Below are 12,412 nucleotides of genomic sequence, written 5' to 3'. Positions count from 1 at the left end.
CGCGGCCACTTGATGTCCTGCCCCGGCCCCCGGCGGCCGTCCAGATTCCGGACAGTATCCCGTCAGCCGTCCGCCGGCGCTGCCCGATCGCCACGCCAATCGGGCAGCGTGCGGGGGCATGCGGAAGGCCCACCCGCCGCCGGGACGTGACGCGGCCGGCGACCGGTTCGGCCCCGAGCGCGCCCGTTATGACTCCCGCAGGCCCGGTGAAGTGCCCGATAGCGCGGTGATCGAATTCCCGGAGTGGGCACGGGTATCAAAGAACCGGCATGCTGATTACGTCGAAGTGTCGCCCCGTCGGATACCGGATGCCACGCCAAAAGGGAAGCCATGGGTCGGCACTTAGTGCGCCGGTGTGCGGCGTTCGCGGTGTGCAACATTCCGCTTCGGTGGACGCTCGCGTGATTTTTCCCTACAGCTAGCCGTCCCCTGCCACAGAGTCGACAAGAGGGGGAGATCAGCGTGCCATGATATCGGCGTACCGCCTCGCAGCGGGTCGGCGTCCGAGCCGCAGGGGCGACCATTCGATACGGGGGACGGCCATGATCAAGGTTGCGGTTCATGCTGAAGATCCCATTACGTGCATGGGGCTCGTCGGCCCGCTCGAAGGCAATCCGCAATTCAAGCTCAGCGCGGCCGAGCCAGGGGCCGAAGTGGACGTCATGGTGGTCTCGGTCGATACCGTCAATGCCGACACCATGGAACTCTTACGCACATGGCAGGCGCCCTCGGTCCGATTCTGCCTCATCGTGGACAACAGTTGGCACGCCGACTATTCGATGGCGGCCGAGTACGGGGTACGAGCAGCGCTGTGGCGTGCGGAGTTCACGCCCGCCAGGTTCATCGACGTCATCTGGCGGATCAGCAAGGGCTGGGCGGACTTCCCGGCCTCGCTGCAAGGCGGCCTGCTCGACCACGTGCACCGCGTACAGCGCGACGTGCTCACCCCGCGCGGCCTCACCGCATCCGGCCTCTCGGCCCGCGAGATCAACGTCCTCAGGCTCGCCGCCGAAGGCTATGTCATTGCCGAGATCTCACAGGAGCTCTGCTACTCGGAGCGTACGATAAAGAACATATTCTACGGCCTGATGAAGCAACTCAATCTGCGTAACAGGACACATGTGGTCTCCTACGCCATTAGGTCAGGATTGATCTAGCGCCGCCTCGGCGACTTCATCGGTCAAAGCCTCTCCCGCGGAATCCATCGGGTCCGCGGGATTTCCGCTGCCCATTTTCGGCGAAAGCGCCTCCTGTGGGGCCGGGGAAACATGGGCAAGGCGACCGTACGAACAGGCAAGCCGTACCGCAGGTGGTTGCCCACGACGGCCCTTGGATGATTGCCTCAGGGCGTGCGCCGGGCCTGGAGATGCCGTGAATCGGTAGCTCGGCCCGGTGGCGGGGAAGCGGCGCGGTAACTGCCCGTTCCGGCAGGTGGCGCGCGACTGACCACGGTGTGCGACGGCCGTCGAGCGGTGCCGGAAGGTGCCCTGACAGAAATTCAGTCGCCGCCCGTACGGCGCTTTCCCGCCGCGGTGCTCCGGTGTGCACGGTCCTGTGTCAAACGGCCCGAGGGGAAACAGCGTCGTGTCTGAGACCCACCCGTCAAGCGAAGCGGCCATAGCCGTCGTCGGGCTTTCCTGCCGATTGCCGATGGCGGCGAACCCGCGGGAATTCTGGGAGCTCCTGCACCGGGGCGACAGCAGCATCACCGAGCCGCCGCCCGGGCGTTGGGCAAACGGGCAGCCGGCCGGCGGGACCGGGCCGGTGCCCGACGCGCCCGCACCCCGCTGGGGCGGCTTTCTGGAGCGGATCGACACCTTCGACGCGGAGTTCTTCGGCGTCTCCCCGCGCGAGGCCCAGGCCATGGACCCGCAACAGCGGCTCGCCCTGGAACTCGGCTGGGAGGCCCTGGAGGACGCCGGGCAGCTCCCGGCCGCCCTGCGCGCGACCAGCACCGGCGTGTTCGTCGGCACCATCTGGGACGACTACGCCCTGCTCCAGGACCGGCAGGGCACCCCGGGCGGCAACCCGCACGCCCTCACCGGCCGCAGCCGCGGCATCATCGCCAACCGGCTCTCCTACGTCCTCGGCACCCGCGGCCCCAGCCTCACCGTCGACTCCGGGCAGTCCTCGTCCCTGGTCGCCGTGCACCTCGCCTGCGCCAGCCTGCGTTCGGGCGAGGCGACGCTGGCCATCGCCGGCGGCGTCAACCTCAACCTGATCGACCGCGGGCCGGACTTCGACCGCATCGGCGCCCTGGCCCCGGACGGCCGCTGCCGCACCTTCGACGCCGCTGCCGCCGGCTTCGTCCGCGGCGAGGGCGGCGGCATGGTCGTCCTCAAGCCGCTGGAGCGGGCGCTCGCGGACGGCGACCGCATCTACTGCGTGATCCGCGGCGGCGCCGTCAACCACGACGGCCCCGGCACCGCCCTGGCCGCCCCCAGCGCCGATGGCCAGCGCGCCGTACTGGAGAGCGCGTACCGGAGCGCCGGCGTCGACCCGAGCCGGGTCGGCTACGTCGAACTGCACGGCACCGGGACCCGGGTCGGCGACCCCGTCGAAGCAGCCGCACTCGGCGCCGTGCTCGGCGCCGGACGCACCGCGCAGGACGCCCCGCTGCTGGTCGGCTCGGCCAAGACCAATGTGGGCCACCTGGAGGGCGCGGCGGGCGTGGTCGGCCTCCTCAAGGTGGCGCTCTCGCTGTCCCACGGCACGGTCCCGGCCAGCCTCAACTTCACCGAGCCGCACCCACGCATCGACTTCGACGGCTGGCACCTCAAGGTGGCCACGACCAACACGCCCTGGCCCACCCGGCCGGCGGACGAGGCAGCAGCAACCCACGAAGCTGCAACCCACGAAGCCACGACCCGCGAAGCCACAACCGACGACACGGCAACCCAACCAGCGGCGTCCGACCAGCCCGGCCGGGCGCAGTCGAAGCTCGTCGCGCAGTTCGCCGGTGTCTCCTCGTTCGGAATCGGCGGCACCAACTGCCACCTGGTGCTGGCCGCCGCACCTGCGGCCGTTGACTCCTGGACCACCCGTGGCGGGCGTGCCGCGCCAGAGGCCGGCAACCCCACCCAGGCATCCGCTGGGGAACCCACCCGTGCACTCGCCGGCGAGCAGCCACAGGCGCCCGCCGGCGAGCAGCCGCAGGCACCCGCCATTGAGCAGCCGCAGGCCAGCCCGGCGGGCCCGCTGCCCTGGGTGGTGTCCGCGCCGACCGCCGCCGGTCTCGCCGCGCAGGCGGCCCGGCTGGCCGCACACCTGACCGCGGACACCGGTACGGCACCGGCCGACGTCGGCTCGGCGCTGTTGACCACCCGTACCGCCTTCGCACACCGGGCCGTGGTGCTCGGCGAACGGCGGGCCGACCTGCTCGCCGGGCTCGACGCGCTCGGCCGCGGCGATGAGGCGCCGCAGGTGGTACGGGGACGGGCCCGCGCCGGCAAGGTGGCCTTCGTCTTCCCCGGGCAGGGCGGCCAATGGGAGGGCATGGCAAGGGAGTTGTGGGACCAGTCGGCGGTGTTCCGGGAGTCGGTCGAAGCCTGCGCCGCCGCGTTCGCACCGTACCTGGACTGGTCGCTGCTCGACGTGGTGCGCGGCGCACCGGACGCACCCTCGCTCGACCGGGTCGACGTGGTGCAACCGGTGCTCTTCGCGCAGATGGTCGCGCTCGCCGCGGTCTGGCGCTCGCTCGGCGTGGTCCCGGACGCGGTGGTCGGCCACTCCCAGGGCGAGATCGCCGCGGCCCATGTGTGCGGCGCGCTCTCGCTCGCCGACGCCGCACGGATCGTCGCGGTGCGCAGCCGCGCCGTGGCAACCCTGGGGAACGACGCCGGGGCGATGGCCTCGGTCCTCCTGCCCGCCGCCGAGGTCGCCGCGGACCTGGCCGAGTACGCCGGCCGCATCCACGTCGCCGCGGTCAACGGCCCGCACCACACCGTGGTGGGTGGCGACCGGGCCGCGGTACTGGAACTGGTCGCCGGGTACGAGGCACGCGGCGTACGAGCCCGTGCCATGCCGGTCAGCTACGCCTCGCACACCGACCAAGTGGAGCCGGTACGCGAGGAGTTGCTGGAGGCCCTGGCCGACGTTCGGCCGGGCCCGGCGGCCGTACCCTTCTTCTCCACGGTGACCGGCGAACCCGTCGACACCACCGGTCTCGACACCGACTACTGGTACCGCAACCTGCGCCACACCGTGCGGTTCGAGCCGGCCGTACGGGCGCTCGCCGCGGCGGGACACACCCTGTTCGTGGAAGTCAGCCCGCACCCGGTGCTCACGCTGAGCGTCGAGCAGATCGTGGCCGACGCGGGGGAGGCCATCGGCACCCTCCGTCGCGACCAGGGCGGCTGGCAGCGGATGGTGTTCGCGGCGGCCCAGGCGTACGCGTCCGGCGCGCCCGTCGACTGGTCACCCTGGACCGACCGGCGGCGCGCCCGGCGGGTGTCCCTGCCCACCTACGCCTTCCAGCGCCAGCGCTACTGGCTGGACGCGGCCACCACCGGGAGCGGACCCAGCACCGGAAGCGGACCCGCGAACACCCCCGCGGCGGACGAGACTGTCCCAGCGGCGGGCGCCACCCTGGCGCCAGGCGCCACCCCGACAGACACCACCCGGGCGACAGACACCACCCCGTCAGCCCCCACCCCGCAACCCACCCTGGACGTCACCGCCGTGGTGCTCGGGGCCACCGCCGCCGCCCTCGGGCACCTGCGGGCGGACGCCTTCGACCCGACCCGTACCTTCAAGGAACTCGGCCTCGACTCGGTCACCGGCGCCGAACTCGCGGCCAGGCTGAGCACCGCCACCGGGCTGCCACTGCCCGACAGCCTCACCTTCGACTGCCCCACTCCGCAGCACGTCATCGCCCGCTTGCAGGCCGCGATCGACCCACCGGCGGACGGGCAGCGGCCGGCACCCGACCGGGCCGCGCGCGAGGTGGCCGGGCGTCCCGCCGCGCCGGACGAGCCGATCGCCGTCGTCGCGATGGCCTGCCGCTACCCCGGCGGCGTGCGCAGCCCGCAGGAGCTGTGGGAGCTGGTGCACGCGGGCGGCGATGGCACCACCGACTTCCCCACCGACCGCGGCTGGGACCTGGACGGGCTCTACCACCCCGACCCCGAGCACGCCGGCACCTCGTACACCAGGCGCGGCTGTTTCCTGGACGACGTCGCCCGGTTCGACGCCGCGTTCTTCGGGATCTCGCCGCGCGAGGCGGAGGCGATGGAGCCGCAGCAGCGGCTGCTGCTCGAAGTGGCCTGGGAGGCGGTCGAACGCGGCGGCCTCGATCCCCGGACGCTGCGCGGCAGCCAGGTGGGGGTGTTCGTCGGCGCCATGGCGCAGGACTACGGGCCGCGCATGCACCAGCCGCCCGCCGGCACCGACGGCGGCTTCCTGCTCACCGGTTCCACGTCGAGCGTGATCTCGGGCCGAGTGGCGTACACCCTCGGCCTCGAAGGGCCCGCCGTCACGGTCGACACGGCCTGCTCGTCCTCGCTGGTGGCCCTGCACCTGGCCGCCGGGTCGCTGCGCGCGGGCGATTGCACGATGGCGCTGGCCGGCGGGGTCACCGTGCTGTCGCTGCCCGGCATCTTCGTGGAGTTCAGCCGGCAGCGCGGGCTGGCACCCGACGGCCGCTGCAAGGCGTTCGCGGACGGCGCCGACGGCACCGGCTGGGGCGAGGGCGCGGGCCTGGTCCTACTGGAACGACTGTCGGACGCCCAGCGCAACGGACACCGGGTACTGGCCGTGCTGCGCGGCTCCGCCATCAACCAGGACGGCGCGTCCAACGGCCTCACCGCCCCCAACGGCCCCTCCCAACAGCGGGTCATCCAGGCCGCGTTGAAGGCATCCGGGGTGGCCGCTTCCGAGGTGGACGTGGTGGAGGCGCACGGCACCGGGACCTCCCTCGGCGACCCGATCGAGGCACAGGCGCTGCTCGCGACGTACGGGCAGGGCCGGGGTGCGGGTGACCCGCTGTGGCTGGGTTCGGTGAAGTCGAACATCGGTCACACCCAGGCTGCCGCGGGGGTGGCGGGTGTGATCAAGATGGTGGAGGCGTTGCGGCGTGGGGTGGTGCCGCGGACGTTGCACGTGGACGCGCCGTCCTCGCGGGTGGACTGGTCGTCGGGCGCGGTGGAGCTGGTGACGCGGGAGCGTGCGTGGCCGGTGGTGGACCGGCCGCGTAGGGCCGCGGTGTCCTCGTTCGGGATCAGCGGCACCAACGCCCACCTCGTACTCGAACAGGCCCCCGCGGAAGACACCCTGGCCCCGGACGACACACCCGCCCTGCCCGCCGGCCCGACCCACCAGGACCGGACCGCCGAGGGCGAGCACCCCGCCGGCCACCCGCTGGCCTGGCTGGTCTCCGGCCACGACGCACCCGCCCTGGCCGCCCAGGCGGCCCGGCTCGCCCACTGGGCGCAACAGGCGGAGCCGGCCACCGCACCGGCCGCGGCCGAGGTGGCCCGGGCGCTGGCCACCTCGCGCACCCACCACACCCACCGGGCCGTCGTCACCGCGCAGGACACTGCCGGCGCCATCGCCGGGCTCACCGCCCTGGCGGCGGGCAACCCGGCGCCGGGCACCGTCATCGGGACCGCCGTCGGCACCCCGAAGACCGTCTTCGTCTTCCCCGGCCAGGGCCCCCAGTGGGTCGGCATGGCCAGTGACCTGTTGGCCGCCTCGCCCGAGTTCGCCGCCGAACTCGACGCCTGCGCCCAGGCGTTGGAGCCGCACACCGACTGGCACCTGCTCGACGTGCTGCGCCAGCGGCCCGGCGCGCCCGGTCTCGACCGGGTGGACGTCGTCCAACCCGCCCTGTTCGCCGTCGCCTCCGGCCTGGTCGCCCTCTGGCGGGCGCACGGCGTCCACCCGGACGCCGTCATCGGCCACTCCCAGGGTGAGATCGCCGCCGCGTACGCCTGCGGTGCCCTCAGCCTGGAAGACGCCGCCCGCGTCTCGGCCCTGCGCTCCAAGGCGCTGGCCGACGTCGCCGGCACCGGTGGCATGGCCTCCCTGCCGCTCGCCGCAGACCGGGCCCGCGAGCTGCTCACCCGACACCCGGGCGTCCACCTCGCCGCCCTCAACGGCCCGGCCACCACCGTCGTCGCCGGTGACGCCGACGCCCTGGCCGAACTGGTCGCCCACTGCCAGGCCACCGGCGTCGACGCCAAGACCATCCCGGTCGACTACGCCTCCCACACCCCGCACATGCAGGTACTCCGCGACACCCTGCACACCCTGCTCGCCGACCTCACCCCGCGCCCCGCCCAGGTGCCCTTCCACTCCACCGTCACCGGCGGGAGCCTGGACACCACGGCCCTGGACGGCACGTACTGGTACGACAACCTGAGCCGGCCCGTGCTGTTCCACCCCACCCTGACCGACCTGGTCGACACCGGCCACCGGCTGTTCGTCGAAACCAGCCCGCACCCGGTGCTGACCGCCAGCATCCAGGACGTACTGCACCCCGACGGCGACCCCGAACCCGGCAGCGCGGCCATCGGCACCCTGCGCCGTGACGCCGGCGGCTGGCCACAGTTCCTCACCGCGCTCGCCACCGGCCACGTGCACGGCGCGCCGGTCGACTGGCCCCGGGCGCTGGGCCGCCCCACCGGCCCCGGCCGCCCCGTCGACCTGCCCAGCTACGCCTTCCAGGGCGACCGCCACTGGCTCAACCCCGCACCCACCCTCGCGGACGCCGGCGGACTCGGCCTGCACCCGGCCGACCACCCGCTGCTCGCCAGCACCACCTGGCTGCCCGACGGGAGCTGGCACGCCACCGCCACCCTCGGCACCGGCGACCAACCCTGGCTGGCCGAGCACGCCGTCACCCACACTCCGCTGCTGCCCGGCACCGCCCATCTCGATCTCGCACTGGCCGCCGGCACCGCGACCGGCTGCCCGACCCTGGCCGAACTCACCCTGCACGCACCCCTGTTGCTCACCGACGGCCGGCCCGTCCACCTCCACCTGACCGTCGGCACACCCGAACGGGCCGAGGGCGGCGACGCGACGGGGGAGCAGCGGCGCAGCATCCACATCCACTCCCGCCCACAGGCCGCCGAAGCCGACCAACCCTGGACCCACCACGCCAGCGGCGTCCTCACCACGGCCGGCGCCACCCCGGCCCCGCCCGCGGCGCCGGCGCCCTGGCCACCGGCCGGCGCCACCGCGGTCCCCCTCGACGGCGCGTACGAGGAACTGGCAGCCCGCGGCTACCAGTACGGGCCCGCCTTCCAGAACCTGCACGCCCTGTGGCGCGCCGGCGATGTGCTGTACGCCGACGTACGGCTCGCGCCCACCACCGCCACCAGCGGGTTCGGCCTGCACCCCGCCCTGCTCGACGCGGCCCTGCACCCGCTGCTCATCGCCACCGGCTTCGGCCCCGGCGACACCGAAGGGCAGGCCCTGCCGTTCGCCTGGAGCGGTGTCACCCTGCACGCCACCGATGCCACCGCGCTGCGGGTACGGATCACCACCAGCCCCGCCGCCGACACCGGTGCCGACGCCGTGCACCTGAGCGTCACCGACCCGGCCGGCGGGCCCGTCCTCACCGTCGACGCCCTCACCCTGCGCCCGCTGGCCGCCACCGGACTGACTCCCACCGCCGACACCGGACGCTCCCTGCTCCACCTGGACTGGCACCCGGCCGAGCCGGACGCCGCCGCGCCCACCAGCGCCGACACCGATACCCACCTCGCCGTCCTGGGCGCGGACGATCGGGGCCTGGCCGCCACCCTGGCCCGGCACACCGGACGCGCCGTCGCCCGACACACCCGACTGGTCGACCTCGGCGCGGCCCTGGAAGCGGCGGCCGAACCCGCACCCGACGTGGTACTCGCCCTCCTGCCCGCACCGGACCCAGGCCAGGACCCGGCCCGCGCCGCCGCCCACCGCACCGAAACCGTCCTCGGCCTGCTCCAGGAGTGGCTTGCCAGCCCGCACTACGCGGCCAGCCGACTGGCCCTGGTCACCGAAGGCGCGGTCGCCGCCGGCGAAGCCACCGCCACCACCGCCGACGGCCTCGCCGACGCCGCCCTGTGGGGCCTGGTGCGCAGCGCGCAGGCCGAGGAGCCGGACCGGTTCCTCCTGATCGACCTCGACCACCAGGAAGCCTCGGTACGGGCCCTGCCCGCCGCGCTCGACCTGGCACTCTCCCGTAGCGAACCCCAACTCGCCCTGCACTCGGGCGAAATGAGCGTCCCGCGGCTGGTCCCCGCAGCGGCCGACACCCTGACCCCACCCGCCGACGGCACCGACTGGCAACTGGAGGTGGCCGGCGACGGAGGCACCCTGGGACAGGTCGTCCTGGCCCCGGGCGACGCGTCCCACCGGCCGCTCGAACCCCACCAGGTGCGGATGACCGTACGCGCCGTCGGCCTGAACTTCCGCGACGTGATGGTCTCCCTCGGCCTCGTCCCGGTGAAGGTGCCCATCGGCGGCGAGGACGCCGGCACCGTCACCGAGGTCGGCGCGGACGTCACCGACCTGGCCCCCGGCGACCGGGTGATGGGCATGGCCGCCGCCGGCGGCATCGGACCCACCCGCATCATCGACCACCGCCTCCTCACCCGCATCCCCGACTCCTGGTCGTACACCGACGCGGCCACCGTCCCCGCGGCCTTCCTCACGGCCTACTACAGCCTGGTGGAACTCGCCGGCATCCGGGCCGGTGACACCGTCCTGGTCCACACCGCGACCGGCGGCGTCGGCATGGCGGCCATCCAACTCGCCCGCCACTTCGGCGCCGAGGTGTTCGCCACCGCCAGCCCACCCAAGTGGGACACGCTGCGCGCGCTCGGCCTGGACGACGCGCACATCGCCTCATCCCGCACCCTGGACTTCGAGACCCACTTCCGGGCCGGCGCCCCCGGCGGCGTGGACATCGTGCTCAACTCCCTCACCGCGGAGTCCATCGACGCCTCGCTGCGACTGCTCGCACCCGGCGGCCGGTTCATCGAGATGGGCAAGACCGACATCCGCGACGCGGACCAGGTCACCGCCGTCCACCCGCACATCAGCTACCGCGCCTTCGACCTGCTGGACGTGGACCCCGACACCACCCGGGCCATGCTCGCCGCCCTCGCCCCGCTCTTCGCCGCCGGCACCCTGCGGCCCCTGCCCGCCACCACCTGGCCACTGTCCCGGGCCCGCCAGGCGCTGCGCCACTTCAGCCTGGCCCGCCACACCGGAAAGATCACCCTGGCCCTGCCGTCGACGCTCGACCCGGCCGGCACGGTGCTCATCACCGGCGGCACCGGCACCCTCGGCACCCTGGTCGCCCGCCACCTGGTCACCAGGCACGGCATCCGCCACCTGCTGCTGCTCAGCCGCAGCGGACCCGAGGCCCCGGGCGCGTACGAACTCCAAGAAGAACTAGCCGAGTTGGGTGCCACGGCCACCATCGCCGCCTGCGACACGGCCGACCCCGCCGCCCTCGCCGACCAACTGGCCGCCGTGCCTGCGGCCCACCCACTGACCGCCGTCATCCACGCCGCCGGAGCCCTGCACGACGCCACCGTCGACAACCTCACCCCCCAGCACCTGGACACCGTCTTCCGACCCAAGGCCGACGCCGCGTGGAACCTGCACCGGGCGACCCTGGGCCAGGAGCTGGCCGCCTTCGTCCTCTTCTCCTCGGCCACCGCCACCCTCGGCAGCGCAGGCCAGGCCAACTACGCCGCGGCCAACGCCTTCCTGGACGCCCTCAGCCACCACCGGCGCGCCCAGCACCTGCCCGCCACCTCGCTCGCCTGGGGGCTGTGGGAGGAGGCCAGCGGCATGACCGGCCACCTCGACCAGGCCCAGCGCGGACGCGTCGTCAGCCACGCCGGACTCACCCCGATCGACACCGCACACGGCCTGGCCCTGCTCGACACCGCCCTCCGCATCGACCGGGCGACGCTCGCCCCCTGCCCGCTGACCCCGCCCACGGACCCGGCCGCCCTGCCCGCCGTACTGCGGGCCCTGCCCGGTGCCGGCACCCGCAGGGCGGTGGCCAGCGGCGCGACCGACGGCGGACTGGCCGCAACCCTCGCCACCCTCGCCCCCGACGACCAGCACCGACACCTGCTCGACCTGGTACGCGCCCACGCGGCGACCGTACTCGGCCACCCCACCCCGGACGGCATCGTGGCCAACCGGCCCTTCAAGGAAATCGGCTTCGACTCCCTGACCGCCGTGGAACTGCGCAACAGGCTGAACACCGCAACCCGGATGCGCCTGTCACCCACCCTCATCTTCGACCACCCCACCCCGACCGACCTCGCCACCCATCTGCACACCAGGCTGAGCCCCCAGGACGCGGACCCGGCCGAGCGCGTCCAACGCGAGGTCGAACGCCTGGAAGCCAGCCTCGCCGACCTCACCCTGGAGGCCGCGACCAGCGCCGCACTGCGGGCCAGGCTCGAAGGGTTGGCCTGGAAGCTGGGCGAGGGCGAACGACCCACGACAGGGGCGACCGGGTCCGACGAGGACCTGACGGCCGCCACCGACGACGAGATCTTCGACGTCATCGAGAACGAGCTCGGACTCTCCTGACCGGCCCACGTGAGGATGGTGACTTCCCATGTCTGATGAAGCGAAGCTCCGGGATTACCTGCGCCGCGTGACGGCCGACCTGCGCCGCACCCGCCAGCGCCTCCAGGAGTTGGAGACCGACCGGTTCGAACCCATCGCCATCGTCGGCATGGGCTGCCGCTACCCGGGCGACGTACGCAGCCCGGCCGAGCTGTGGCAGCTCGTCGCCGAGGGGCGCGACGCGATCTCCGACTACCCGACCGACCGCGGCTGGGACCCGGAGACGCTGTACGACCCGGACCCGGACGCCCCCGGCAAGAGCTACGGCCGGCAGGGCGGATTCCTGTACGACGCGGGCGACTTCGACGCCGAGTTCTTCAAGATGAGCCCGCGCGAGGCACTGGCGACCGATCCGCAACAGCGACTGGTCCTGGAGACGGCCTGGGAGACCCTGGAGCGCGCCAACATCGACCCGCACTCCCTGCACAAGACGGCGACCGGGGTGTTCGTCGGCTGCTACTCCCACGACTACGACACCCTGCTCACCAACGCGTCGGCCGAGGTCGAGGGTTACATCCCGACCGGCGTTTTCTCCTCGGTGATCTCCGGCCGGGTGGCGTACACCCTCGGCCTCGAAGGGCCCGCCGTCACCGTCGACACGGCCTGCTCGTCCTCGCTGGTCGCGATGCATCTGGCCTGCCAGTCGCTGCGCTCGGGTGAGAGCAGCCTGGCACTGGCCGGCGGCGTGACCGTGATGGCCACCCCCATGCCCTTCGTGACCTTCAGTCGGCAGCGTGGGTTGTCGGGTGATGGTCGGTGCCGGGCGTTTGCGGAGGGTGCGGATGGGACGAATTTTGCTGAGGGTGTGGGGTTGGTGTTGTTG

General features: G+C 73.3%; 3 protein-coding genes. All 3 read left to right on the top strand.

Annotation, left to right across the window (positions count from 1 at the left end):
- Nucleotides 1-698: 698 nt before the first annotated feature.
- Nucleotides 699-1,157: a helix-turn-helix transcriptional regulator gene (locus AAHZ94_RS16775; RefSeq protein WP_349993703.1), complete on the top strand. Its 459-nt coding sequence runs from the start codon at nt 699-701 to the stop codon at nt 1,155-1,157.
- Between the two features lie 427 nt (nt 1,158-1,584).
- A complete protein-coding gene (locus tag AAHZ94_RS16770) occupies nt 1,585-11,550 on the top strand; it encodes a type I polyketide synthase (protein ID WP_349993701.1) in 9,966 nt (3,321 codons plus the stop codon).
- Nucleotides 11,551-11,578: 28 nt separating this feature from the next.
- On the top strand, nt 11,579-12,412 hold an 834-nt coding region (locus AAHZ94_RS16765), incomplete at its 3' end, for a beta-ketoacyl synthase N-terminal-like domain-containing protein (protein WP_349993699.1).

Origin of the sequence: Streptomyces sp. HSW2009 (genome assembly GCF_040240285.1) — a bacterium.
In the GTDB taxonomy this organism is placed as follows: Bacteria; Actinomycetota; Actinomycetes; order Streptomycetales; family Streptomycetaceae; genus Streptomyces.
Note: the sequence above shows the minus strand (reverse complement) of the source record. Positions and strands in the feature narration are given on the sequence as shown.